25 protein-coding genes and 1 riboswitch are annotated in these 22884 nt (G+C 62.4%); of the genes, 19 read left to right on the top strand and 6 right to left on the bottom strand.

What is annotated here, in order from left to right; genetic code table 11:
* Positions 1-285 precede the first annotated feature (285 nt).
* From NPS46_RS02155 to purM, 3 genes are read right to left on the bottom strand one after another with little or no spacing between them, the layout of a single operon-like run.
* Positions 286-999: a DUF3108 domain-containing protein gene (locus NPS46_RS02155; RefSeq protein WP_274104740.1), complete on the bottom strand. Its 714-nt coding sequence runs from the start codon at positions 997-999 to the stop codon at positions 286-288.
* Between the two features lie 8 nt (positions 1000-1007).
* Positions 1008-1676 carry a phosphoribosylglycinamide formyltransferase gene (gene purN / locus NPS46_RS02150; RefSeq protein ID WP_274104739.1) on the bottom strand — a complete coding sequence of 223 codons (669 nt, stop codon included), beginning with the start codon at positions 1674-1676 and terminating at the stop codon, positions 1008-1010.
* Complete coding sequence (gene purM / locus NPS46_RS02145) at positions 1676-2734, bottom strand: phosphoribosylformylglycinamidine cyclo-ligase (protein WP_274104738.1); 1059 nt, start codon at positions 2732-2734, stop codon at positions 1676-1678. The genes purN and purM overlap by 1 nt, the downstream gene beginning before the upstream one ends.
* A 384-nt stretch (positions 2735-3118) precedes the next feature.
* Between purM and NPS46_RS02140 the strand changes: the two genes are divergently transcribed.
* The 5 genes from NPS46_RS02140 (at position 3119) to NPS46_RS02120 (ending at position 7707) form a co-directional block, all read left to right on the top strand.
* Complete coding sequence (locus tag NPS46_RS02140) at positions 3119-4171, top strand: DUF2066 domain-containing protein (RefSeq protein ID WP_274104737.1); 1053 nt, start codon at positions 3119-3121, stop codon at positions 4169-4171.
* Between the two features lie 39 nt (positions 4172-4210).
* Positions 4211-5284 carry an AI-2E family transporter gene (locus tag NPS46_RS02135; protein ID WP_274104736.1) on the top strand — a complete coding sequence of 358 codons (1074 nt, stop codon included), beginning with the start codon at positions 4211-4213 and terminating at the stop codon, positions 5282-5284.
* Positions 5285-5470: 186 nt separating this feature from the next.
* The gene (hda, locus tag NPS46_RS02130) at positions 5471-6175 is read left to right on the top strand and encodes a DnaA regulatory inactivator Hda (RefSeq protein WP_007998108.1); all 705 of its coding nucleotides are present in this window, start codon (positions 5471-5473) and stop codon (positions 6173-6175) included.
* A gap of 211 nt (positions 6176-6386) precedes the next feature.
* Positions 6387-7016: a C40 family peptidase gene (locus NPS46_RS02125; RefSeq protein ID WP_274104735.1), complete on the top strand. Its 630-nt coding sequence runs from the start codon at positions 6387-6389 to the stop codon at positions 7014-7016.
* Between the two features lie 139 nt (positions 7017-7155).
* Entirely contained in the window at positions 7156-7707 is a 552-nt protein-coding gene (locus NPS46_RS02120) for a C40 family peptidase (protein ID WP_274104734.1), read from the top strand.
* Positions 7708-7723: 16 nt separating this feature from the next.
* Here NPS46_RS02120 and NPS46_RS02115 read toward each other — a convergent pair whose 3' ends face one another.
* Positions 7724-9037, bottom strand: coding sequence for a PQQ-dependent sugar dehydrogenase (locus tag NPS46_RS02115; protein ID WP_274104733.1), 1314 nt, complete (start codon positions 9035-9037; stop codon positions 7724-7726).
* A 67-nt stretch (positions 9038-9104) separates the two neighbouring features.
* The gene (locus tag NPS46_RS02110) at positions 9105-9683 is read right to left on the bottom strand and encodes a hypothetical protein (protein ID WP_274104732.1); all 579 of its coding nucleotides are present in this window, start codon (positions 9681-9683) and stop codon (positions 9105-9107) included.
* A gap of 152 nt (positions 9684-9835) precedes the next feature.
* A riboswitch (cobalamin riboswitch) is annotated at positions 9836-10062 on the top strand.
* An 87-nt stretch (positions 10063-10149) separates the two neighbouring features.
* Here NPS46_RS02110 and cobO point away from each other — a divergent pair.
* The 14 genes from cobO (at position 10150) to NPS46_RS02040 (ending at position 21458) form a co-directional block, all read left to right on the top strand.
* Positions 10150-10761 carry a cob(I)yrinic acid a,c-diamide adenosyltransferase gene (gene cobO, locus NPS46_RS02105; protein ID WP_274104731.1) on the top strand — a complete coding sequence of 204 codons (612 nt, stop codon included), beginning with the start codon at positions 10150-10152 and terminating at the stop codon, positions 10759-10761.
* 10 nt (positions 10762-10771) lie between these two features.
* Positions 10772-12088 carry a cobyrinate a,c-diamide synthase gene (locus tag NPS46_RS02100; RefSeq protein ID WP_274104730.1) on the top strand — a complete coding sequence of 439 codons (1317 nt, stop codon included), beginning with the start codon at positions 10772-10774 and terminating at the stop codon, positions 12086-12088.
* Positions 12085-12735: a 5,6-dimethylbenzimidazole synthase gene (bluB, locus tag NPS46_RS02095; protein ID WP_274104729.1), complete on the top strand. Its 651-nt coding sequence runs from the start codon at positions 12085-12087 to the stop codon at positions 12733-12735. Before NPS46_RS02100 ends, bluB begins: the two co-directional genes overlap by 4 nt.
* Positions 12732-13640: an adenosylcobinamide-phosphate synthase CbiB gene (gene cbiB, locus NPS46_RS02090; protein WP_274104728.1), complete on the top strand. Its 909-nt coding sequence runs from the start codon at positions 12732-12734 to the stop codon at positions 13638-13640. Before bluB ends, cbiB begins: the two co-directional genes overlap by 4 nt.
* Positions 13633-14625, top strand: a complete 993-nt coding sequence (gene cobD, locus NPS46_RS02085) for a threonine-phosphate decarboxylase CobD (protein ID WP_274104727.1) — start codon at positions 13633-13635, stop codon at positions 14623-14625. The genes cbiB and cobD overlap by 8 nt, the downstream gene beginning before the upstream one ends.
* The gene (locus NPS46_RS02080) at positions 14622-16073 is read left to right on the top strand and encodes a cobyric acid synthase (RefSeq protein WP_274104726.1); all 1452 of its coding nucleotides are present in this window, start codon (positions 14622-14624) and stop codon (positions 16071-16073) included. Before cobD ends, NPS46_RS02080 begins: the two co-directional genes overlap by 4 nt.
* A gap of 18 nt (positions 16074-16091) precedes the next feature.
* Positions 16092-16613 carry a bifunctional adenosylcobinamide kinase/adenosylcobinamide-phosphate guanylyltransferase gene (gene cobU, locus NPS46_RS02075; RefSeq protein ID WP_274104725.1) on the top strand — a complete coding sequence of 174 codons (522 nt, stop codon included), beginning with the start codon at positions 16092-16094 and terminating at the stop codon, positions 16611-16613.
* On the top strand, positions 16610-17665 hold the full coding sequence (gene cobT, locus NPS46_RS02070) for a nicotinate-nucleotide--dimethylbenzimidazole phosphoribosyltransferase (RefSeq protein WP_274104724.1): 1056 nt from the start codon (positions 16610-16612) through the stop codon (positions 17663-17665). Before cobU ends, cobT begins: the two co-directional genes overlap by 4 nt.
* A complete protein-coding gene (cobC, locus tag NPS46_RS02065; protein WP_274104723.1) occupies positions 17662-18237 on the top strand; it encodes an alpha-ribazole phosphatase family protein in 576 nt (191 codons plus the stop codon). The genes cobT and cobC overlap by 4 nt, the downstream gene beginning before the upstream one ends.
* A gap of 1 nt (position 18238) precedes the next feature.
* Positions 18239-18970 carry an adenosylcobinamide-GDP ribazoletransferase gene (locus NPS46_RS02060; RefSeq protein ID WP_274104722.1) on the top strand — a complete coding sequence of 244 codons (732 nt, stop codon included), beginning with the start codon at positions 18239-18241 and terminating at the stop codon, positions 18968-18970.
* An 80-nt stretch (positions 18971-19050) separates the two neighbouring features.
* A complete protein-coding gene (locus tag NPS46_RS02055; protein WP_274104721.1) occupies positions 19051-19464 on the top strand; it encodes a MarR family winged helix-turn-helix transcriptional regulator in 414 nt (137 codons plus the stop codon).
* 57 nt (positions 19465-19521) lie between these two features.
* A complete protein-coding gene (locus NPS46_RS02050) occupies positions 19522-20733 on the top strand; it encodes an MFS transporter (RefSeq protein WP_274104720.1) in 1212 nt (403 codons plus the stop codon).
* Complete coding sequence (locus tag NPS46_RS02045) at positions 20730-20852, top strand: hypothetical protein (protein ID WP_274104719.1); 123 nt, start codon at positions 20730-20732, stop codon at positions 20850-20852. The genes NPS46_RS02050 and NPS46_RS02045 overlap by 4 nt, the downstream gene beginning before the upstream one ends.
* Before the next feature lie 54 nt (positions 20853-20906).
* Positions 20907-21458, top strand: a complete 552-nt coding sequence (locus tag NPS46_RS02040; RefSeq protein ID WP_274104718.1) for a glutathione peroxidase — start codon at positions 20907-20909, stop codon at positions 21456-21458.
* Positions 21459-21545: 87 nt separating this feature from the next.
* Here NPS46_RS02040 and NPS46_RS02035 read toward each other — a convergent pair whose 3' ends face one another.
* Positions 21546-22829, bottom strand: a complete 1284-nt coding sequence (locus NPS46_RS02035; RefSeq protein ID WP_274104717.1) for an OmpP1/FadL family transporter — start codon at positions 22827-22829, stop codon at positions 21546-21548.
* Between the last annotated feature and the right edge of the window lie 55 nt (positions 22830-22884).

Below are 22884 nucleotides of genomic sequence, written 5' to 3'. Positions count from 1 at the left end.
TGTGGCTGTGTTTTGTTTGATTTTGGTTTTTATAGGGAGCTGGCGTAGGCATTAAGGTGTTTGCGAGTGGCAAGAAGGTAATAATCAAAGAAGTCTCTTTCTCTCAAAGAGCCTATATTTCTCTTGGGAAAGTCCTACTGCAAGGCAGTCATCTCTGGCGGAGGCCTGGAGGTTTCCGCGGTCTCTGGAGACTGGTTGGATCTTCCTCCGCGAATATAAAAAAGCCCGGTATCGAAAGATACCGGGCTTTTTTGCCGCTCTGGGTAGGGTTTATAAAACCCTGTCTCAGCTACCTTTGACCGACTTGCCGTCGACCGTACCGTCCAGAAGCATGATGTTGTACTCCTTGCCGTCGGTTTCGACTTGCTGCAGGCGCACCAGCAGGTAGTCCCAGTCCTTGGCGAACCAGAGGACGGTAATACGCTTGCTTTGCGTCGGGTCGCGTACACGCTCGACCTTGATCGCATCGATCTGCCCAGCCTTGGTGTCGACTTTCTCTGAACCCAGCACGCGGAAATCATAGGTGTCGACTTCGCCGCCGTCGATAACCTGATAGCTCATGCTTTTCTTGCCGGCGGCAACGTCATGCTGCAGCGCCAACTGGTAAGTGGACTTGTCGAGGATGCCGCGGTTGAGTGGGACCTTGACTGCGTCGCCGCGGTCGTTACCGGTGATCATCTTGCTGGCCCAGTCAAAGTCCAGGTCGACTTTTTTAGCCTTGCCCAGACCGCCACGTTCAAAATGGTAGGTCTGGGGCAGCAGGGTGTCCTTCTCGAAGCGTACGGTGCTTTCTTCGGTCAGGCTGGCAATCATCATCGAGGCCTTGAAGCTCAAGGTCCAGGTGCCGTTGGCATTGGGCTTGAGACTGCGCTCGGCGGTACCGCTCATGGGCAACTGCTTCCAGTCGGCCGTGTAGCTGGCGGAGAAGGGTTGAAGATCTGCGGCCTGCGCGACAGGCAGGGCGAGCAGAGCACAAGCGAAGAGCAGGGCACGACGCATAAAATCTCCTAGGTTCGAATCAAGTGGCCGCTGGCCGCGAGTAACTGGCCGTCCAATAATGCACCCTGTTCGCCGAGGGTCAATCGGCCTTCAGCGAACCAGTGTACTGCCAGTGGGTAAATCCGATGTTCCTGGCGATGAACGCGCTGTGCGAGCGTCTGCGCCGTATCGTCCAACTCTACCGGGATCACTGCCTGTACGACCAGAGGTCCGCCATCGAGTTCCTCGGTGACGAAGTGCACGCTGCAGCCATGCTCGCGATCACCGGCATCCAGCGCGCGCTGGTGCGTGTGCAGGCCTTTGTACTTGGGCAGCAGCGAGGGGTGGATATTGAGTAGCCGCCCCTGGTAGTGCCGAACGAAGTCCGCACTCAGAATTCGCATGAAGCCGGCCAGAACCACCAGTTTCGGCTGGAAGGTGTCGATCAGCGTGACCAGAGCGGCGTCGAAAGCCTCGCGGCCCTCGAACGCTGTGTGATCGAGGGTGCGGGTTTCGATACCCGCGTCCCGGGCCCGTTGCAGGCCAAAGGCATCGGCGCGGTTGGAAATCACCGCGGCGATGCGGGCGGGGCTGGGGCCCGCCCCTTCGTTGGCCTGTGGGGCCATGCTGTCGATCAGCGCCTGCAAGTTACTGCCGGTGCCGGAAAGCAGCACCACTACATCACAGGTTGCGGGCATTAGTGAGCCTTGAGGTTCTGCAGCACGACCTGGGCCGCGCCTTCGGCAGCGGTCGCGATCTGGCCAATGACCCAAGGCTGCTCGCCGGCTTCACGCAGCACGTTCAAGCAGCGCTCGACGTCCGCCTGGGCGACGCAAACGACCATGCCAACGCCGCAGTTCAGGACGCGGTGCATTTCGACTTCAGCCACGTTGCCTTGCTCTTGCAGCCAGTCGAACACTGCCGGACGCTGCCAACTGGCCACGTCGACCACGGCCTGGGCGCCTTTTGGCAGGACGCGTGGGATATTGTCGAGCAGACCGCCACCCGTGATGTGGGCCATGGCCTTGACTGCGCCGGTGTCCTTGATCAGCTTGAGCAACGGCTTGACGTAGATGCGGGTCGGGGCCATCAGCAGGTCGGTCAATGGCTTGCCGTCGAGCTGGATGCTTTCGATGTCGGCACCGGACACTTCGATGATCTTGCGGATCAGCGAGTAGCCGTTGGAGTGCGGACCAGAAGACGGCAGTGCGATCAGGGCATCGCCTGCGGCGACTTTCGAGCCGTCGATGATCTCGGCCTTTTCCACGACGCCAACACAGAAGCCGGCCAGATCGTAGTCTTCGCCTTCGTACATGCCCGGCATTTCAGCGGTTTCGCCGCCGACCAGGGAGCAGCCGGACAGTTCGCAGCCGGCGCCGATGCCGGTCACTACCTGGGCGGCGGTGTCGACGTTGAGCTTGCCGGTCGCGTAGTAGTCGAGGAAGAACAGCGGCTCGGCACCGCAGACCACCAGGTCGTTGACGCACATGGCAACCAGGTCGATGCCGATGCTGTCATGCTTGTTCAGGTTCAGCGCCAGGCGCAGCTTGGTGCCGACGCCATCAGTGCCGGAGACCAGTACCGGCTGCTTGTAGCCGGCCGGGATCTCGCAGAGGGCGCCGAAACCACCCAGGCCGCCCATGACTTCAGGACGCGCAGTGCGCTTGGCGACGCTCTTGATGCGTTCGACCAATGCTTCACCGGCGTCGATGTCTACACCGGCGTCCTTGTAGCTTAGGGAGGGTTGCTTGCTCATGATCCAGGCCTTTAGGGGGGATTCAGGGGTATCGACCGGGATCGACGGGACCGCTGGGAGAGGTTGTCGCAAGGGTTGCGAGCGTTTCTCGTGGGCCCCGGTTGTCACCGGTCTGCGAAGGCGCGCGATTTTATCAGGCTTGAGCAGCAGCGGCCATCCTCGGGCCGACGGGCAGGGTAATATCGCGAAAAAAACCCTGCGGGTGGGTGCTGGTGGCTCAGCCTGGGCCTGTATAAGGTATAGCCTTTGAACGGCTATCGTTATGACAGCGCGAAAACAGCCGCGCTGTGCCTGAATGAATAACCGGTTGTTGTGGTCACACATTGGACTTGAGTGTCTTTACGCGGTGCTGCATGCCGCTTTACTGCCTGTCGGGAATCCTTCATGCGTCTGTGTAAATTTCTTTTTGTCGGCTGTCTGTCGATCTTTTCCCTGGCTGCGCAAGCGCAAACCCTCACTGGCCTGTATCAGGTGCGTGAGCCTGTCGCCAGCCAAAGCTCGGAAGAGCGTGCCCAGGCGACCCTGCGTGCCCTCGATACGCTGCTGTTGCGCCTGACGGGCGATGCCAAGGCGTTGCAGAACCCCGGGCTGGCCGAGGTGCGCAAGGATCCGCAGCAGATCATCACCCAGTACGGCTATGACGCCGGCCCGCCGGAAAGTCTGCAGGTCGACTTCGATCCGGTCAGTACCGACCGCGTGCTGCGGCAGGCCGGACTGTCGCTGTGGGGGAGCAATCGCCCGGCGATTCTCGGTTGGTGGCTGAATGACTCGACCGAAGGTTCGAACCTGGTGGGCGACGCTCAGGCGAGTGCCGAGCCGCTGCGCCGCGCGGCCCAGCATCGTGGCTTGCCTTTGCGCCTGCCCTTGGGTGACCTGGAAGAGCAACTGGTGGCCACCGCAAAAAACCTGGAAGGCAACGATCCTTCACCATTGCAGGCGGCCTCCGAGCGTTATTCCGCTGATGCGTTGCTGGCGGTGCATGCACGTGAGGACGGTGGCCAGTGGCAAGCCAAGTGGCGCTTGTGGCTAGGCGACCAGCGCGAGGACGGCACGGCCCAGGGGGCTGATCCGGCGGCGCTGGCCGATGCCGTGATGCTTGCGGTCAGTCAGCGTCTGGCGCCACGTTTTGTGGTCAAGCCCGGTGTTGCGACCGAGCAGTTGCTGGAGGTCCAGGGGATGAACCTGGAGCGCTATGCCGCGCTCGAGCGTTTGCTTGAGCCCTTTGGCGCGCGGTTACAGGAGGTTGACGGCGAGCGGGTGCTGTATCGGGTCAATGGCAGTGCCGAGCAATTGCGTGCCCAATTGGGTTTGGCGCGGTTGCAGGAAGTCCCGCCGGGCGAAGGCTTGGCTCCGGCTCCGGCTCCGGCTCCGCAAGCGGCGACGGCTGAGCCTGTGCCCGCGGTGGCGCCAGCGGCAGAACTGCGTTTTCGCTGGTAGTCGGGTTTTTTTGATGCTCTATAAAGGCAGGAATGCTCAATGACCGATACGCGTCGATGGATAGGCTGGGGGGCGGGCGTCCTGTTGTGCGTGCTGCTGTATTTGCTGCACCCGATTCTCTCGCCATTTCTGGTGGGGATATTGCTGGCTTATCTGTTCGATCCGTTGGTTGATCGCCTGGAGAAAGTCGGGTTGTCGCGTACCTGGGGGGTGATCGCAGTTTTCGCCCTGTTTACGCTGGTGTTGATGGCGCTGTTGCTGGTGCTCGTGCCGATGTTGGCCAAGCAGATGTACCGGCTCTACGAACTGGCCCCGCAGATGCTCGACTGGCTGCAGCACACCGCGATGCCCTGGGTGCAGGCGCGGCTGGGCCTGGGTGACGGCTTCTGGAAGTTCGACAAGGTCAAGGCCGCGATCAGCGAGCATATGGGCCAGACCACCGATATCGTCAGCGCTGTGCTGGCCCAGGCAACGGCTTCCGGTTTGGCCTTGATGGGCTGGCTGGCCAATCTGGTGCTGATCCCGGTGGTGAGCTTCTATCTATTGCGTGACTGGGATTTGATGCTGGCGAAGATCCGCAGCTTTCTGCCGCGCCGCTCAGAACCGCGCATCGTCGCGCTGGCTGGCGAATGTCATGACGTACTGGGCGCATTTGTGCGCGGGCAGTTGCTGGTGATGCTGGCCCTGGGCGTGATCTACGCCTCGGGCTTGATGCTGGTCGGGCTGGAGCTGGGCCTGTTGATCGGGCTGATCGCCGGTCTGGCGGCGATTGTGCCCTATATGGGGTTTGTTATCGGGATCGGTGCGGCCCTGGTGGCCGGTTTGTTCCAGTTTGGTGGCGACCTGTATCCACTGATCGGCATCGTGGCGGTCTTTATGATTGGGCAGGCGCTGGAAGGGATGGTGTTGACGCCCTTGCTCGTGGGCGATCGTATTGGCCTGCACCCGGTGGCGGTCATCTTCGCGATTCTGGCGGGTGGCGAGCTATTCGGCTTTACCGGGGTGTTGCTGGCATTGCCGGTGGCCGCGGTGATCATGGTGCTGGTGCGCCATGTACGCGATCTCTATAAGGAGTCGGATATCTATGGCGGCCAGGAAGATCCCGATTTGTAGGATCGAGACACGGGTGGCGAAGGCTGCCCGTGCCCTCGCCGGGCGTCGGGAATTCCCTGTCGCGGTGCTATTGCCGCACGCAAACCTTTGATTTTACAGCTGCATTGTGCCGCCAGCGTCTGCGGTATAGACTTTGCAAACTTTACACAGAGGCCACTAACGGTTCGTTTGAACTGTTCAGTCAGCATGAAACCGATTCAGCTGCCCCTAGGTGTGCGTCTGCGTGATGACGCTACCTTCATCAACTACTATCCAGGCGCCAATGCCGCTGCACTCGGCTATGTCGAGCGACTCTGCGAAGCCGACGCCGGCTGGACGGAGAGCCTGATCTACCTCTGGGGCAAGGATGGTGTGGGGCGTACCCACCTGTTACAGGCCGCCTGCCTGCGCTTTGAGCAGCTAGGTGAGCCGGCGGTCTACCTGCCGTTGGCCGAGTTGCTGGATCGTGGTACCGAAATCCTCGACAACCTGGAACAGTACGAACTGGTTTGCCTCGACGATCTGCAAGTCGTTGCGGGGCGGGCGGATTGGGAAGAGGCGCTGTTCCATCTGTTCAATCGGTTGCGCGATAGCGGACGGCGGCTGCTGATCGCCGCCTCGACCTCGCCGCGCGAGCTGCCGGTGAAGCTGGCGGACTTGAAATCACGGCTGACCCTGGCGCTGATCTTCCAGATGCGCCCGCTGTCTGATGAAGACAAATTGCGTGCCTTGCAATTGCGGGCCTCCCGCCGCGGGTTGCATCTGACCGACGAAGTCGGACATTTCATCCTGACTCGCGGTACTCGCAGCATGAGTGCCTTGTTCGAGCTGCTCGAGCGTCTCGACCAGGCGTCGTTGCAGGCGCAACGCAAGCTCACCATTCCTTTCCTGAAAGAAACCCTGGGCTGGTAAAACCGCGGCCTGCAGGCCCGTTTCGTCAAAACCCGGACGCCATTATTCCTGCGCTGACAGCCGGAGGCTGGCGCTTGCGAGGCAATAGGGTATTAAGGCCTTAGATGTTTTGCCGAAACCGATAAGTCACATCGTGGCCCATAAAATTTGCAAATAAGATCGATAGTAGGCATAGTCGCGGCTTCTTATTCCAAAAGCCACGGTCGTGCCCATGCTAAATCGCTTCGCACCCCTCGTGCCTCTCGCACTCGTCACCCTGTTGTTTGGTTGCGCGGCGCATTCGCCAGTATCGCAACAACAGGTTCAGCATTCGGTTTCTGCCTCTGCCTCTGCCTCCGAGCAGGCATCGGTTCTTCAAGAAGAACTGATCACCGAAAAAGAGCTGGCTGAATTCGCCACAGGCAGCAAGCCTTATCAGATGCCGGTTCTGGCCGACAGTATTCTTGAGCGCGGTATGTCGTTGATCGGTACCCGCTACCGCTTCGGTGGTACCACCGAAAGCTCGGGCTTCGACTGCAGCGGTTTTATCGGTTATCTGTTTCGTGAAGAAGCCGGCATGAATCTGCCGCGTTCGACGCGCGAAATGATCAACGTCAAGGCACCTCTGGTCGCGCGCAGTAACCTCAAGCCGGGTGATCTGCTGTTCTTCAGCACCAATGGCCGTGGGCGTGTCAGCCATGCGGGTATCTACCTGGGCGATGACCAGTTCATTCACTCCAGCAGCCGCCGCAGCGGTGGTGTTCGCGTCGATAGCCTGGGTGATCGGTACTGGAGCAAAACCTTTATCGAAGCCAAGCGCGCCTTGGCGATGGCCCCGGCTGTAAAGAGTGTTAACAAGTAAGTTAAAGTCTTACTTGAAGTTTGGCACCTAGCCACTAGAATCCATTCGTATTGTTGATTCCTGAACCGCGCAGGCATTGTCTGCGCGGTTTTTTCATGTTGACGGCAGCCGCCGTATCCGCAACAGGGTTGTTCTGCTTATGTCGATCGCGGCCCGCATCACCCTTATTGCTCTCGTTGCGTTGCTGGGGGCGTGCTCCAGCCGAGCGCCGGCCCCGGCGCCGGTGGTGCGCCCGGTGGTTTCCAATGCACCCTCGGGCTTTTCGCCAGTGGCCGAAGATGTGCTGTTCCGGGCCCTTGGCCTGGTGGGCACGCCTTATCGCTGGGGCGGCAACACACCGGACTCGGGCTTTGATTGCAGTGGCTTGATCGCTTACGTCTACCGTGACGCAGCGGGTATCTCCCTGCCGCGCTCGACTCGCGAGATGATTGGCATGCGTGCGCCGAATGTCGGTGCCGACGCTCTGCAGACCGGTGACCTGATTTTCTTTGCCACCAATGGCGGCTCACAGGTCAGCCATGCGGGAATCTATGTGGGCGAAGGGCGCTTTGTCCACGCGCCGGCCACTGGCGGCACTGTCAAGCTCGATACCCTCTCCAAGGCCTATTGGCAGAAAGCCTATCTAAGTGCCAAGCGCGTCCTTCCTGCCAACAGCGGCTACAAACTGCAGGCGGCCAGCGGCCAGTTCTGAGTTTGTAGCGCTAAGCTCAAGGCTTGTTGCTGACTCGCCATATCTTGTTGCCCACATCGTCAGCGACCAATAGGTCGCCCTGGCGGTCGATGGCGACGCCTACCGGGCGCCCCAAGGCATTGCCCGATGCATCCAGAAAACCGCTGAGCAGGTCTATCGGCTCGCCTGCAGGCTTGCCGTGGGCGAAGGGCACGAAGATCACTTTGTAGCCGCTGTGCGGGCGGCGGTTCCAGGAGCCGTGCTGGCCGATAAAGACGCCTTCGGTAAAAGGTGCGGGCAGCGTGCTGTTGTCGGCAAAGGCCAGGCCCAGCGAGGCGTTGTGCGAGCCCACGGCGTAATCCGGGGTAATGGCCCGGGCGACCAGGGTCGGATTGGCTGGGCTGACCCGGGCATCGATATGTTGGCCAAAGTAGCTGAAGGGCCAGCCATAAAAGCCGCCGTCCTTGACCGAGGTGATGTAATCCGGCACCAGGTCGTTACCGATTTCATCGCGCTCATTGACCGCCGTCCACAATGCTCCGGTCTTGGGCTCCCAGGCCAGGCCGTTGGGGTTGCGCAGGCCGGAAGCGAAAATTCGGTGGCTGCGGGCGCGTGGATCGACCGCCCAGATCGTGGCGCGGCCGACTTCCTGTTCCAGGCCGTTCTCGCCAACATTGCTGTTGGAGCCAACCGTTACGTAGAGCGTGCGTCCGTCCGGGCTGGCCAGCACGTTCTTGGTCCAGTGATGGTTCAGCGGCCCGCCCGGGAGGTCGACGACTTTTTCCGCTGGGCCCTGAATGGTCGTGGCCCCTGTCTCGTAGTGAAAGCGCAGCAGTCGGTCGGTATCGGCGACATACAGGTCATTGCCAACCAGGGTCATGCCAAAGGGTGAGTTCAACTGCTCGATAAAAGTGCTGCGGGTTTCAGCGACGCCGTCATGATCCTGGTCGCGCAGCAGAGTGATGCGATTGGCGCTCGGCACACCGGCGCCGGCGCGGCTCATGATCTTGCCAGCGACCCAACCGCGAATGCCGCTGTTGTCATCGGGTTTGGCCGGTGCATTGGTCTCGGCCACCAGGACATCACCGTTGGGCAGTACATACAGCCAGCGTGGGTGGTCGAGGTCTTCGGCAAATGCATTGACCCGGGTGCCCGGCGCGGCCGTTGGCGTGCTCCCTTTGGGCCAGCCGATGGCTGGGGCGATATTGACGACAGGGATCAGGCTGGGAGCGGGCTCGGGTAGCACGGGATGGGGGCCGGTACCCTCGATGATGGGCAGGGTCGAGGTCTCGCCGCAGCCGGCAAGGCCAACGGCGAGCAGGAGTATCAGGCTGATCGGCGGCGTGTGCATGGGGGCTCCGACAAGGGGTGGGATCGTGTCGGGCAAGTCTAGCCGCTGCGAGTGCCGTCCGGTGAGCTCAGGCCTGCTTGAGCAGCATGGCGATCCCGGGGTGATAGTTGCCATGGGCGTCGCGCAGCTTGCGATAGGGGTAGGGGAAATACCACGCAATGGCGCAGGCGTTTTCCTTTTGCAGCTCGTCGACCATGTCCTGCATCTCTTCGGGAGAGGCGCTTTGCTGGGCTTTCCAGGGGCTGACAAACAGGCAGCCGAGCTTGAGGTCGTTGGGGTAGCTGACTTTCCTGGCGTCGCTTACGGCGTCCAGCAGCCCGGTCTGCAAGCTGAGCTGCTTGACCTGGGGCCAGCGCTGCTTGGCCTGGATAAACACCTGCTCTTCCTGGGTGGCGATGTACAGGTCATTGCGGCCGCTGCGGTCGCCTTCTTCCTGTTGTTTGCGTGTGGGGTAGTTTTCCAGGGTGACCATCTCGGCCATCCAGGCGGCGGCAGACAGCAGCCCTAGATTGGCCTGGGCATTGAACCAGAAGGGCGCCTGGCTATCGCCCAGGACCTGGTTGTAGCGGTCGATGCAGTCGGCCCAGCGCTCCAGCGCCGGGCGCAGGAATTCCAGTCTCGGGTTGCTGATCGTCAGGCCTTGCATGGGGTTCACCCTTGTTTTTGTTGGATTGAGTTATGGCTATTTGATATCACTGTTTTCAGTGTTGCACAATTTTTGACGTCAGTTTATTGATCCAGGCCGTCATTCGTCCTTGCGGCCCGGCTTTAATTGACGCTCTACCCCCAACCCTCTAACCTTCGCGGCTTGTTTCAGGTGCTCTGTGGCCACGCGTCGACAGAGTGAAACAGGGAAGCCGGTGAGGACCGCTCGATGGAGCCCGTCACGATCCCGGCGCTGCCCCCGCAACGGTAAATGAGTCAAGACCGCGCCTAGAGCCACTGTGTGCTGAACACGGGAAGGCGCGCGGTTGGGTGTCGACCCGCTCATGAGCCCGGAGACCGGCCTGATTCATCCAACAGCATCACGGTGGGCGATGCTGGGCCATTTTTGGCCGCAGTCCTTTTCCTGCCCCCCGTTTGCTTGAGTTCAGCCCCAACGGAGAGCTGCCATGAACGAATCCCCCGAACGTGACGAACGGCATTTGGCGCGCATGCAGCGCAAGAAAGCCGTGATGGACGAGCGCATTTCCAGCGCTCCCAATGAATGTGGCCTGCTGCTGGTGCTGACCGGCAATGGCAAAGGCAAAAGCAGTTCCGCGTTTGGCATGCTGGCCCGGGCCATGGGCCATGGCATGCAGTGTGGCGTGGTGCAATTTATCAAGGGGCGTAACAGCACGGGCGAAGAGCTGTTCTATCGCCGTTTCCCTGAGCAGGTGCGTTTTCACGTGATGGGCGAAGGCTTTACCTGGGAGACCCAGGATCGCCAGCGCGATATCGCGGCGGCAGAAGCTGCCTGGGCGGTGGCTCGCGAGCTGCTGGCTGACCCGGCTATCGGGTTGATCGTACTCGATGAGCTCAATATCGCCCTCAAACACGGTTACCTGGACCTGGAACAGGTGTTGAGCGACTTGCAGGCCCGTCCGCCGATGCAGCATGTGGTCGTGACTGGCCGTGGCGCCAAGCCCGAGCTGATCGACCTGGCCGACACCGTGACCGAGATGGGGGTGCTCAAGCATGCATTCCAGGCCGGTATAAAGGCGCAGAAGGGCATTGAACTGTGAGTGACCGAGCATGAGCGACTCGCGGCATTGCCCGGCGGTATTGATCGCCGCGCCGGCTTCCGGCCAGGGCAAGACCACCGTTACGGCGGCATTGGCACGCCTGCATCGCAACCAGGGCCGCAAGGTTCGCGTGTTCAAGTGCGGCCCGGATTTCCTCGATCCGATGATTCTCGAGCGCGCCAGCGGCGCGCCGGTCTATCAACTGGACCTGTGGATGGTCGGGGCGCAGGAGAGCCGGCGCCTGCTCTGGGAGGCCGCCGGTGAAGCTGACCTGATTCTGATCGAAGGCGTCATGGGACTGTTCGACGGTACGCCGTCGAGCGCCGACCTCGCCCGGCATTTTGGCGTGCCGGTGCTCGGTGTGATCGATGGCACCGCCATGGCCCAGACGTTCGGTGCGCTGGCCCTGGGTCTGGCGCGCTATCAGCCGGACCTGCCGTTTGCCGGTGTGCTGGCCAATCGGGTAGGCACCCTGCGGCATGCGCAGTTGCTCGAAGGCAGCCTGACCGAAGGTTTGCGCTGGTATGGCGCCTTGTCCCGGGACATTGCCATCGAGCTGCCGAGCCGTCACCTGGGGTTGGTCCAGGCCAGCGAGCTGACTGACCTGGATCTGCGCCTCGATGCCGCCGCTGCGGCCCTGGCGGGCAGTTGCGAAGTGGCCCTGCCGCCACCGGTGACCTTTGCCGCGCCGACCGTGGCGGCGGTGCAGCCGTTGTTGGCCGGCGTGCGTATCGCCATCGCCCGGGACGAGGCCTTTGCCTTTACCTATGGCGCCAGCCTGGACCTGCTGCGGGCGATGGGCGCGGAGCTGGTGTTTTTCTCGCCGATTCATGACCGTGAACTGCCGGAGGCGGACAGTCTCTACCTGCCCGGTGGCTACCCGGAGTTGCACCACCAGGCCCTGGCCGCGAATGCCACGATGCTGGCGGCGATTCGTGCCCACCACGCGGCGGGCAAACCACTGTTGGCCGAATGTGGCGGCATGCTCTATCTGCTCGATGCCTTGACCGATGTCGAGGGTACACGCGCCCAATTACTCGGCCTGCTAAGCGGTGAAGCCGTGATGCAAAAGCGCCTGGCGGCCTTGGCCCTGCAGGCCGTCGACTTGCCGGAAGGCGCGTTGCGCGGCCATACCTATCACCATTCGCTGACCAGCACCGAGTTGACCCCGATTGCTCGAGGCGAGAGCCCCAACGGCGGGCGTGGTGCCGAAGCGGTATACCGTGAAGGGCGCATGACCGCGTCCTACGTGCACTTCTATTTCCCCTCCAACCCAACGGCCATTGCGATTTTGCTCCATCCCCTGGGGGGTGTGGATCCTCTATGAGCGACCACGCCATGACCGAGGCGGAACGTGCCGCCGTGTACCGGGTAATTGCCGAGCGCCGGGATATGCGCCATTTCAGTGGCGGCACGGTCGAGCCGGCGCTGCTGGGCCGCCTGCTCGAAGCTGCGCACCAGGCGCCGAGTGTCGGATTGATGCAGCCCTGGCGCTTTATCCGCATTACCGATCGCGCGCTGCGCGGGCAGATTCAGGCGCTGGTGGAAGAGGAGCGGGTGCGTACTGCCCAAGCGCTGGGCGAGCGCTCGGATGAGTTCATGACGCTGAAGGTCGAAGGCATCAACGACTGCGCCGAGGTGCTGGTCGCTGCGCTGATGGACGACCGCGAGCGGTATATCTTCGGTCGTCGCACGTTGCCGGAAATGGACATGGCCTCTCTGTCCTGCGCTATCCAGAACCTGTGGCTGGCCTCGCGGGCCGAAGGCCTGGGGATGGGCTGGGTGTCACTGTTCGAACCCCGGGCCCTGGCCGATCTGCTCGGCTTGCCCGAGGGGGCCAAGCCTTTGGCGATCCTGTGCCTGGGGCCGGTCGAGGCTTTCTATCCGGCACCGATGCTGGTACTGGAAGGCTGGGCGCAGGCGCGTCCACTCGACGAGCTGGTTTATGAAAATCATTGGGGGGTGCGTCCATGAGCGTGGCGTTGCTGAGTGTCGCCGGGGTCGCACTGGATGCACTGCTGGGCGAGCCCAGGCGCTGGCACCCGCTGGTTGCCTTTGGCCGTTTTGCCGATCGGGTCGAGCAGCGCTTCAATTCGGCCGGCCGCGGCTGGCGCAGTCACGGGGTCACGGCCTGGGTGATTGCGGTGCTGCCCTTGACCCTGCTGGCCACGGCCCTGTCCTGGTTGCCGTATATCGGTTGGATCGTCGAGATTCTCGCGCTGTATTGCGCCCTTGGCCTGCGCAGCCTTGGCGAACATGTCGAACCGGTGGCCCAGGCGTTGCGCAGTGGCGATCTGGACGAGGCGCGGCGGCGGGTCGGCTATCTGGTCAGTCGCCAGACCAGTGAACTGGACGACACCGAAGTTGCCCGGGCAGCCACCGAATCGGTGCTGGAGAATGGCAGTGACGCCGTGTTCGCGGCGCTGTTCTGGTTTGTCGTGGCCGGCGCCCCGGGTGTGGTGCTCTACCGTCTGAGCAATACCCTGGATGCAATGTGGGGCTATCGCAATGAACGTTTTGAGCGCTTTGGCTGGGCCGCCGCCCGGATCGACGATCTGCTCAACTATATTCCTGCACGCTTGGTGGCACTTACCTACGCTTTGCTCGGTAAGACCCGCCTGGCGCTGAAGTGCTGGCGGACCCAGGGGCCGAGCTGGGATAGCCCCAATGCCGGACCGGTGATGGCGGCGGGCGCGGGCGCGCTGGGGGTCGAGCTGGGCGGTGCGGCGATTTATCATGGCGAACTGCATCAGCGGCCGCCCCTGGGCGAAGGTCCGCCGGCCGACGCCGATGCGATCGGACGTGGCTGGCAGTTGGTGCAACGTGGCGTATGGCTATGGCTGTTGGTGATCTGCCTGGGGGCTGAGTTCTATGCTTGAGCACGGTGGGCGGTTGCGCAAAGCCGCCTTGCAGTACGCGATTGCCGAAGCCGATTGGCTGGATCTGTCCAGTGGCATTGCGCCCTGGCCCTGGGCGATTCCGCCGATCCCCGAGCGAGCCTGGGCCCGTTTGCCGGAGACCGATGATGGTCTTGAGCAGGCGGCGTGCGCCTACTATGGCGCGCCCCGCGTGTTGCCAGTGGCGGGTTCGCAAGCGGCGATCCAGTTGCTGCCGCGCCTGCGTCGGGCCGGCAAGGTCGGCGTGCTGTCGCCCAGCTACGCCGAACACGCTCATGCCTGGCGGCGCAACGGCCATACCGTGCGCGAAGTGCAGGAGCAGGAAGTCGATTTCTTTCTCGACAGCCTCGATGTGTTGGTGGTGGTCAATCCGAATAACCCCACCGGTCTGAGCCTGAGTCCGCAATGCCTGCTCGACTGGCATGCACGCCTGGCCCGGCGTGGCGGCTGGCTGGTGGTCGATGAAGCCTTTATGGACAACACCCCGCAGCACAGCCTGGCCGCCCGGAGCGATCTGGAAGGGTTGATCGTCTTGCGCTCGTTTGGCAAGTTCTTCGGCCTGGCCGGCGTACGCCTCGGGTTTGTACTGGCTGAGCAGCCCTTGCTCAGGTTGCTCGCCGAACAAGTCGGGCCCTGGTCGGTCAGCGGGCCGACACGGGTGCTGGGGCAGGCCTGCCTGAGCGACAGTGCCGGCCATGAGCACCAACGTTTGCGCAGCGAGCAGGCCAGTCTGCGCCTTGCGGCGCTGCTCGAACGATACGGCCTGGCGCCACAAGGCGGCTGCGCGCTGTTTCAATGGCTGATCACGCCACGGGCGGCAGTGCTGTATGAGTTTATGGCCCGGCGCGGGATTCTCCTGCGTCTGTTCGCGCATAACAGCAGCCTGCGTTTCGGCCTGCCGGCCACCGAGGCTGACTGGCTGCGGTTCGAACAGGCCCTCCAAGCCTTTGACAAGGAACATCCATGAGTACGTTGATGGTGCAGGGCACCACCTCGGACGCCGGTAAAAGCACCCTGGTGACCGCGCTCTGTCGCTGGCTGGTTCGCCAGGGGGTTGCCGTGGTGCCGTTCAAGCCACAGAACATGGCGCTCAACAGTGCCGTCACCGCCGACGGTGGCGAGATCGGCCGCGCCCAGGCTGTGCAGGCCCAGGCTGCAGGCCTGCAACCCCATACCGATATGAACCCGGTGCTGCTCAAGCCCAATAGCGATACCGGCGCCCAGGTCATCATCCACGGTCGTGCGGTGACCAGCATGAATGCCGTCGCCTATCACGACTACAAGGCCATCGCCATGCAGGCGGTGCTGGCCTCCCATGCCCGCTTGAGCAGCGCCTATCCGGTGGTGATGGTCGAAGGGGCAGGCTCGCCCGCCGAGATCAATCTGCGCGCCGGCGATATCGCCAATATGGGCTTTGCCGAAGCGGTCGATTGCCCGGTGGTGCTGATTGCCGATATCAACCGTGGCGGGGTATTCGCCCATCTGGTCGGTACCCTGGAACTGCTTTCGCCCAGCGAGCAGGCGCGGGTCAAGGGATTTGTGATCAACCGTTTTCGCGGTGACATCGCCTTGCTTCAGCCGGGGTTGGATTGGCTCGAGGCGCGCACTGGCAAGCCGGTGATCGGCGTACTGCCCTATGTGCTGGATCTGCACCTGGAAGCCGAGGACGGCCTTGATCAACGCCAGACGGCCAAGGTCGAGCAGGTATTGAAGGTGATCGTGCCGGTCCTGCCACGGATCAGTAACCACACCGATTTCGATCCGCTGCGCCTGCATCCGCAGGTCGACTTGCAGTTTATCGGCCCTGGCCAGGCGATCCCCCCCGCGGACCTGATTATTCTGCCTGGCTCGAAAAGCGTACGCAGTGACCTGGCTTATCTGCGTGCCAGCGGCTGGGAGACGGCGATTGCCCGGCACCTGCGTTACGGCGGCAAGCTGCTGGGCATTTGCGGCGGGCTGCAGATGCTTGGCGAGCAGGTTCACGACCCACTGGGGCTTGAAGGCCCGGCGGGTTCCAGTGCGGGGTTCGGTCTGCTGGCGTTCGAGACGCAATTGGAGCAGGAGAAGCAACTGCGCAATGTCAGTGGGCGATTGGGGTTGGAGAACGCCCCGGTCAGTGGTTATGAGATCCACGCGGGCGTGACCAGCGGCGCGGCGCTGGAAAACGCCGCGGTCCATCTCGATGATGGGCGGCTCGATGGCGCGCAGAGCGTCGACGGGCAGATTCTCGGTACCTACCTGCATGGCCTGTTCGAATCACCGCACGCCTGTGGCGCCCTGCTGCGCTGGGCCGGGCTGGCGGATGTGCAGAGCGTCGATTACCACGCCCTGCGCGAGCGGGATATCGAGCGTTTGGCCGATATGGTCGAAAAACACCTGGATACGGCGCACCTGCGTGCGCTGTGCGGGCTCTGAACAGGGAAACCGACAGCTATGTTGCAACTGATTCTTGGGGGCGCCCGTTCGGGCAAAAGTCGCCTGGCTGAGCGGTTGGCAGCGGATACCGGCTTGCCGGTGATGTATATCGCCACCAGCCAGCCCCAGGATGCTGAGCTCAATGCGCGGGTGGCCCTGCACCGTCAGCGGCGGCCTGTGGCGTGGGGGTTGATCGAAGAGCCGCTCGCGCTGGCGCAGGTGTTGCGCGACAACGCCGCGCCCGATCGCTGTTTGTTGATCGACTGCCTGACCCTATGGCTGACCAACCTGCTGTTGCTTGACGATCCGCAACGCCTGGTCGCTGAGCGAGAAGCCTTGCTGGAGCAGGTGGCCGGATGGCCCGGTGAACTGATTTTTGTCAGCAACGAGACCGGTCTGGGTGTCGTGCCGCTGGGCGAATTGACTCGCCGCTATGTCGATGAAGCCGGTTACCTGCATCAAGCCCTGGCCGAGCGTTGCCAGCGGGTGGTGCTGACGGTGGCCGGGTTGCCCCTGACTCTTAAAGGAACCGCGTTATGAATGAAAACTGGTGGCTCAATCCCTGCCAGGCGCCCGACGAACACGCCCGCGAGCAGGCGCTGACCCGGCAGCAGCAACTGACCAAACCTGCGGGCTCCCTGGGGCAACTGGAGCAGGTCGCGGTACAGGTCGCCGCGTTGCAGGGGCGGGTCAAGCCGCGCCTGGACCAGCTCTGGATCGCTATTTTCGCCGGCGATCACGGCGTGGTGGCCGAAGGTGTGTCGGCCTATCCGCAGGCTGTCACTGGGCAGATGCTGCACAACTTCGTCAACGGCGGCGCGGCGATCAGCGTGCTGGCCCGGCAATTGGGTGCGAGCCTGGAGGTGGTCGATCTCGGTACGGTGAATCTGGCCCTGGAGCTGGCGGGGGTTCAGCACCTGCGCCTGGGTGCCGGCACCGCCAATTTCGTCGACGGCCCGGCCATGACCCAGGCACAGGGGCGTGCGGCGCTGGCCGCTGGGCGTGACAGCGTGCGGCGGGCCATTGCGGCAGGCGCGGAGCTGTTTGTTGGCGGCGAAATGGGCATTGGCAACACCACGGCGGCTTGCGCCGTGGCCAGTGCGTTGCTCGATTGTCCGGCCAGTTTGCTGGTCGGCCCCGGTACCGGTCTGGACGCCAAGGGCGTCAGCCACAAGGCGGTGGTGATCGAGCGCGCCTTGCAGCGCCATGGTGCCGAGCGAGGTGATCCCTTGCAGAGCCTGTTCAATCTAGGGGGCTTTGAAATCGCCGCCTTGGTCGGCGCTTACCTGGCCTGTGCCCAGACCGGTATCGTGGTGCTGGTGGATGGCTTGATCTGCAGTGTGGCGGCGCTGGTTGCCGTGCGCCTGAATCCCTCCTGCCGGCCTTGGCTGTTGTTCGGCCATTGCGGCGCCGAGCCGGGTCATCGGCAGGTATTGGCCGCGCTCGAGGCCCGGCCGCTGCTCGAATTGGGGCTGCGCCTGGGCGAGGGCAGCGGTGCGGCGCTGGCGGTGCCGTTGTTGCGCCTGGCCTGTGATCTGCACGGCCAGATGGCGACGTTTGCCGAAGCCGCGGTGGCGGATCGTCCGGAATGACCTTGCGCCTGGATCTGCTGCGTCACGGTGAGACCGAGTTGGGTGGCGGCCTGCGCGGTAGCTTGGATGATGCGTTGACCGAACAAGGCTGGGCGCAGATGCGTGCGGCCGTGGTCGAGGGCGGTCCTTGGGATCGAGTCGTTAGTTCGCCGTTGCAGCGCTGCGCGCGGTTCGCCGCAGAGCTGGCGCAGCGGTTGGCGCTGCCGCTGGAGCTGGAGGCCGATTTGCAGGAGTTGCATTTTGGCGCCTGGGAAGGGCAGAGCGCTGCCGCCCTGATGGAAACCGATGCGCAGGCGCTGGGCCTGTTCTGGGCCGATCCCTATGCCTTTACGCCACCTCAAGGCGAGCCCGTGGCGCTGTTCGCCGAGCGAGTACTGGCAGCCGTGGCGCGACTGCATCGGACTTACGCCGGGCAGCGGGTGTTGCTGGTCAGTCACGGCGGGGTGATGCGGCTGTTGCTGGCACAGGCGCGTGGGTTGCCTCGCGAGCAGTTGCTGCAGGTCGAAGTGGGCCATGGGGCGCTGTTTTCGCTGCAGGTTGGCGCAGGCGGACTGTTGCGTGAGGCGGCCTGAGATGCTGGCGTTCTGGATTGCCCTGCAGTTTCTCAGCAGCTTGCCGGTACGTTTGCCGGGCATGCCGCAGCCCAGTGAGCTGGGGCGCTCGCTGCTGTTTTATCCGCTGGTCGGTCTGCTTTTCGGAGGGCTGCTCTGGGGCTTTGCCGATCTGCTGGCCGGCGTACCGCTGTTTCTGCGGGCAGCCTTGATCTTGACTGCCTGGGTGCTGCTCAGTGGCGGTTTGCACCTGGATGGCCTGGCTGACAGTGCCGATGCCTGGTTGGGCGGCTTTGGCGATCGTGAGCGGACCCTGGTCATCATGAAGGATCCGCGTAGCGGGCCCATCGCGGTTATCACGTTGGTGCTGGTGCTGTTGCTGAAGTTCTGTGCTTTGCTGGCATTGCTCGAACAACAACAGGCCGTGGCCTTGCTGGTTGTGCCGCTGATCGGGCGGGCGGCTTTGCTGGGCCTGTTTCTGACCACGCCCTATGTGCGGGCGGGTGGGCTGGGGCAGGCGCTGGCCGAGCATTTGCCAAGGGATGCCGGCTGGTGGGTACTGGCGAGCAGCGCGCTATTGTGTGCGCTGCTGGCCGGCTGGAGCGGCATGTTTGCAGTGCTGCTGGCGGTGCTGGTATTCGCCGCGTTACGTCGGGTGATGGTGCGTCGCCTGGGCGGTACGACCGGTGATACGGCGGGTGCTTTGCTGGAGTTGCTGGAAGTGGCGGTGCTGGTGGGCTGGGTGTTGTTTTAAGCGATTTCGCCAACTGCAGTGACCCATAAAAAGTCACTGCTAAGCTTGTTTTCAAAATGTTGCGGGTATATACACTCATCATGTTGCCGACTCTTTGTTTATGCACCAATCTGCGTCGTGCCTCCCGGGGCGTTAGCAGGCACTATGACGGCGCCCTTGAAGGCTTCGGGATCAACGTTGCGCAGTATTCTTTGCTGTGCAATCTCAAGCGCCTCGATCAGCCGAGTATTTCTACCCTGGCCGAGGCCATGGGGCTGGATCGCAGCACGCTGGGGCGCAATCTGCGGGTGCTTGAAGGCGAAGGCCTGGTCAAGCTGGCCGAAGGCGCCGACCTGCGCAATCGTCTGGTGTATTTGACCGAGGCCGGGGAGGCGCGCCTGATGGCGGCGCTGCCGGCCTGGGAAGCGGCCCAGCAGCGTCTGGTCGAACGGTTGGGGGAAGACAAGCGGGCACTACTGGTCGGTTTGCTGAATGAGCTGGCGGGCGATCACTGATTCTTCAGGACAACCTGTGAATGTATGCGGGCATATACCCGTAGCCGGAGAACAACAATGACATCGGTATGGCGTACAAGTGGCTGGATTCTGTTGGGAAGTGCGCTGATTCTGGCGTTGTCTCTGGGGGTTCGGCATGGCTTCGGCTTGTTTCTGGCGCCCATGAGCGCCGAGTTCGGCTGGGGCCGCGAGGTGTTTGCCTTCGCCATTGCCTTGCAGAACCTGATCTGGGGCCTGGCCCAGCCCTTTACCGGGGCCCTGGCTGACCGCTTTGGCGCCGCCAAGGTCGTGATGATCGGCGGTGTGCTCTATGCCGTTGGGCTGGCATGCATGGGGCTGTCTGATTCTGCCGTCACCCTCTCCCTGAGTGCCGGCCTGCTCATTGGTATCGGTCTCTCGGGCACCTCGTTCTCGGTGATTCTCGGGGTGGTCGGCCGCGCACTGCCGCCGGAGAAACGCAGCATGGGCATGGGGATCGCCAGTGCAGCCGGTTCATTTGGCCAGTTCGCCATGTTGCCCGGCACGTTGGGCCTGATTGGCTGGCTCGGCTGGTCGTCGGCCTTGTTGGTGCTGGGGCTGTTGGTGGCGATGATTGTGCCTTTGGTCAGTATGCTCAAGGACAAGCCGCTGCCTTCCCTGGGACACGAGCAAAGCCTGTCCGAGGCGTTGCGTGAGGCGTGTTCGCACTCGGGTTTCTGGCTGTTGGCGTTTGGTTTCTTCGTCTGCGGCTTCCAGGTGGTGTTCATTGGCGTGCACCTGCCGGCCTATCTGGTCGACCAGCATCTGTCGGCCACCGTTGGCACCACGGTACTGGCCTTGATTGGCTTGTTTAATATCTTTGGTACCTACACCGCGGGCTGGCTGGGTGGGCGGATGTCCAAGCCGCGCTTGCTGACCGCCTTGTATCTGGCGCGAGCCGTGGTGATCAGCCTGTTCCTCTGGGTACCCGTGACGCAAACCAGTGCGTATTTATTTGGCATGGCCATGGGCTTCTTGTGGCTGTCGACGGTGCCGCTGACCAATGGCACGGTGGCAACCCTGTTTGGCGTGCGCAATCTGTCGATGCTCGGTGGCATTGTTTTCCTGTTCCACCAGTTGGGGTCCTTCCTGGGCGGCTGGCTGGGAGGCGTGGTGTATGACCGTACTGGCAACTATGACCTGATCTGGCAAGTGGCGATTCTTTTGAGCGTCCTGGCGGCGGCCCTTAACTGGCCGGTGCGCGAGCGGCCGGTGGCGCGCCTGCAGCAGGCCCAGGCGGGCACGGCATGAATACCACCTGGTTGGGTGTGGGCGCGGTGTGTGTGGCACTGGCCCTGTTGGCCTTGGTCTGGTGGGGTTGGCATCAGGGCGGCCTGGCCTTGATGCAGCTCGGCCTAGGCGCTTGCTAGCGGGCGGAGGGGCGAGTAACGTCGGCCCTTCCGGAAGAAATCAAGGACACGAATATGTTCAGGCGCTGCTTCGCGATCGCTGCGGTATCGCTGTTCTGCACGGGGGTCGCCTGGGCTGGCGACTGTCCTGACCTGCTGCAGGGGCAGTTGCCGAAACTGCGTGCCAAGGAGTCGATCGATCTCTGCCAGCGCTTTGCCGGCAAGCCGCTGGTGGTGGTCAACACCGCCAGTTTCTGTGGTTTCGCGCCCCAGTTCAAAGGACTTGAGGCGCTGCACCAGCGTTATAAGGATCAGGGACTGGAAGTGCTGGGCGTGCCGTCCAATGACTTCAAGCAGGAGGCCAAGGACGGGTCTGAAACCGCCAAGGTCTGCTACGTGAACTACGGCGTGACCTTCACCATGACCGAGCCGCAGGCGGTACGCGGCGCAGACGCGGTGCACCTGTTCAAGGTCCTGGCCGAGCAGAGCAGTGCGCCGAAGTGGAACTTCTACAAGTATGTGGTCGATCGCCAGGGCAGGGTGATTGCCAATTTTTCCAGTTTGACCAAGCCCGATAGCCCGGACCTGATTGAGGCGGTGGAGCGGGCCCTGGCCTCCCAGCCCTGATGGACCGTGACACGAAAAAGCCCCGCCTCTGAACAAGGCGGGGCTTTTGCGTTTTCAGGGAGAGGGCCGCAGCCCTCGCCATGACGGTTAGAAGCGGTAGGTTGCACCTACGCCAAAGCCGTGTGCGCTGTTTTTGTATTCAGAGCTGTAGGTTTGGCCCAGAGGAAACTCGTTGGCGTTGTTGATACTCACTTTCTCTTCCTTGAGGTAGGAGTAAGCGACGTCGACGGTCAGGTCTTCGGTAGGGCTCCAACCGGCACCAAGGCTGAAAATCGTGCGGTCACCCGTAGGGATGCGCGGCGAGCGATTGGTGTTGTTGGTTGGCGACTGGTCGAACGTCAGGCCGGTGCGCAGGACCCACTGTTTGTTCAACTGATAGGACGTACCAATGGCGTAGGCCCAGGTGTCGTGCCAGTTTTGCTCTTCCGTGATGGAGGTGAATGCCTCCGGTGCCAGGGCGCCCCCGGATACGTTCTTGTTGTTGACGGTGATTTCTTTCAGTCGGCTCCAGCGCGTCCAGGTCGTACCGGCGTACAAGGTCCAGGCGTCGTCCAGTTGCTGGGTGACCGAGAGGTCCCACGACTCAGGCGTGTCGATTTTCAGCGAGGCATCGTAACGGCCTGCTTGCAGTACGGGGGAAGGGGTGCCGGCGCCCGGGGTGACGCTGGTGTGCCCTTCGAGTTTGTATTTGACTTTGGAGTGGTAGGTCAGGCCGACGCGCGTCGTGTCGGTTGCTTGAGCCAGGACGCCGATATTGAAGCCGTAGCCGACATCGTCTCCCTTGATCTTGACCTTGCCGTCATTATTCGGCGAGAAGGCGGTCGTAAGCGCCGACTCCAGGACGCCGGAGATATGGTTGATGGTCGGGCCGAAACCGATCGAAACCTTGTCGTTGAAGGCGTAGCTGACCGTTGGCTGGAAGGTTACGACCTTGACTTCGCTCTTGCTGCCGAAATTGCGGCCCTGGAACGAGCTTTCATAGTCGGTGATCAGGCCAAACGGGGCGTAGACGCCCAGGCCGAATGCCCACTGATCATCGATAGGCTTGACGTAGAAGCCCATAGGCACGGCAGTGAAGGGCACCATATCGCCCTTGTTGGTCCCGGTACGGTTGCCGCTGGCATCGCTGATATCAGTTTTGGCAACGATCGCCGCCATGCCGCCAGTGACTTGCTGGCGCTTGATGCGGGACATGCCGGCAGGGTTACCAAATACGGTGCTGGCATCATCGGCAGAAGACGAGCGGCCGGCGAAGCCGGTACCCATACCGCTGATGCTTTGTTCGTTGAGGGCAAAACCGCTGGCGAGTGCCTGGGTAGAAGCCATGGCAATGGCAAGGCTAAAGGTGGTTTTAAGCGAGAATTTTTTCATTATTAGAACTCCGGGTGATCACCGGGGCGAAAACTACCAACATTTTCGCGCCAGC

Origin of the sequence: Pseudomonas putida, from assembly GCF_028682395.1 — a bacterium.
GTDB classification, from domain to species: Bacteria; Pseudomonadota; Gammaproteobacteria; order Pseudomonadales; family Pseudomonadaceae; genus Aquipseudomonas; species Aquipseudomonas putida_AB.
The sequence above is the reverse complement of the archived record's forward strand: the minus strand, read 5'-3'. Positions and strand labels throughout refer to the sequence as shown.

Bases quoted from the DNA above. Each gene is read 5' to 3' on its own strand.
- NPS46_RS02155 (WP_274104740.1), bottom strand. From the start codon at position 999: ATGCGTCGTGCCCTGCTCTTCGCTTGTGCTCTGCTCGCCCTGCCTGTC.
- purN (WP_274104739.1), bottom strand. From the start codon at position 1,676: ATGCCCGCAACCTGTGATGTAGTGGTGCTGCTTTCCGGCACCGGCAGT.
- purM (WP_274104738.1), bottom strand. From the start codon at position 2,734: ATGAGCAAGCAACCCTCCCTAAGCTACAAGGACGCCGGTGTAGACATC.
- NPS46_RS02140 (WP_274104737.1), top strand. From the start codon at position 3,119: ATGCGTCTGTGTAAATTTCTTTTTGTCGGCTGTCTGTCGATCTTTTCC.
- NPS46_RS02135 (WP_274104736.1), top strand. From the start codon at position 4,211: ATGACCGATACGCGTCGATGGATAGGCTGGGGGGCGGGCGTCCTGTTG.
- hda (WP_007998108.1), top strand. From the start codon at position 5,471: ATGAAACCGATTCAGCTGCCCCTAGGTGTGCGTCTGCGTGATGACGCT.
- NPS46_RS02125 (WP_274104735.1), top strand. From the start codon at position 6,387: ATGCTAAATCGCTTCGCACCCCTCGTGCCTCTCGCACTCGTCACCCTG.
- NPS46_RS02120 (WP_274104734.1), top strand. From the start codon at position 7,156: ATGTCGATCGCGGCCCGCATCACCCTTATTGCTCTCGTTGCGTTGCTG.
- NPS46_RS02115 (WP_274104733.1), bottom strand. From the start codon at position 9,037: ATGCACACGCCGCCGATCAGCCTGATACTCCTGCTCGCCGTTGGCCTT.
- NPS46_RS02110 (WP_274104732.1), bottom strand. From the start codon at position 9,683: ATGCAAGGCCTGACGATCAGCAACCCGAGACTGGAATTCCTGCGCCCG.
- cobO (WP_274104731.1), top strand. From the start codon at position 10,150: ATGAACGAATCCCCCGAACGTGACGAACGGCATTTGGCGCGCATGCAG.
- NPS46_RS02100 (WP_274104730.1), top strand. From the start codon at position 10,772: ATGAGCGACTCGCGGCATTGCCCGGCGGTATTGATCGCCGCGCCGGCT.
- bluB (WP_274104729.1), top strand. From the start codon at position 12,085: ATGAGCGACCACGCCATGACCGAGGCGGAACGTGCCGCCGTGTACCGG.
- cbiB (WP_274104728.1), top strand. From the start codon at position 12,732: ATGAGCGTGGCGTTGCTGAGTGTCGCCGGGGTCGCACTGGATGCACTG.
- cobD (WP_274104727.1), top strand. From the start codon at position 13,633: ATGCTTGAGCACGGTGGGCGGTTGCGCAAAGCCGCCTTGCAGTACGCG.
- NPS46_RS02080 (WP_274104726.1), top strand. From the start codon at position 14,622: ATGAGTACGTTGATGGTGCAGGGCACCACCTCGGACGCCGGTAAAAGC.
- cobU (WP_274104725.1), top strand. From the start codon at position 16,092: ATGTTGCAACTGATTCTTGGGGGCGCCCGTTCGGGCAAAAGTCGCCTG.
- cobT (WP_274104724.1), top strand. From the start codon at position 16,610: ATGAATGAAAACTGGTGGCTCAATCCCTGCCAGGCGCCCGACGAACAC.
- cobC (WP_274104723.1), top strand. From the start codon at position 17,662: ATGACCTTGCGCCTGGATCTGCTGCGTCACGGTGAGACCGAGTTGGGT.
- NPS46_RS02060 (WP_274104722.1), top strand. From the start codon at position 18,239: ATGCTGGCGTTCTGGATTGCCCTGCAGTTTCTCAGCAGCTTGCCGGTA.
- NPS46_RS02055 (WP_274104721.1), top strand. From the start codon at position 19,051: ATGTTGCCGACTCTTTGTTTATGCACCAATCTGCGTCGTGCCTCCCGG.
- NPS46_RS02050 (WP_274104720.1), top strand. From the start codon at position 19,522: ATGACATCGGTATGGCGTACAAGTGGCTGGATTCTGTTGGGAAGTGCG.
- NPS46_RS02045 (WP_274104719.1), top strand. From the start codon at position 20,730: ATGAATACCACCTGGTTGGGTGTGGGCGCGGTGTGTGTGGCACTGGCC.
- NPS46_RS02040 (WP_274104718.1), top strand. From the start codon at position 20,907: ATGTTCAGGCGCTGCTTCGCGATCGCTGCGGTATCGCTGTTCTGCACG.
- NPS46_RS02035 (WP_274104717.1), bottom strand. From the start codon at position 22,829: ATGAAAAAATTCTCGCTTAAAACCACCTTTAGCCTTGCCATTGCCATG.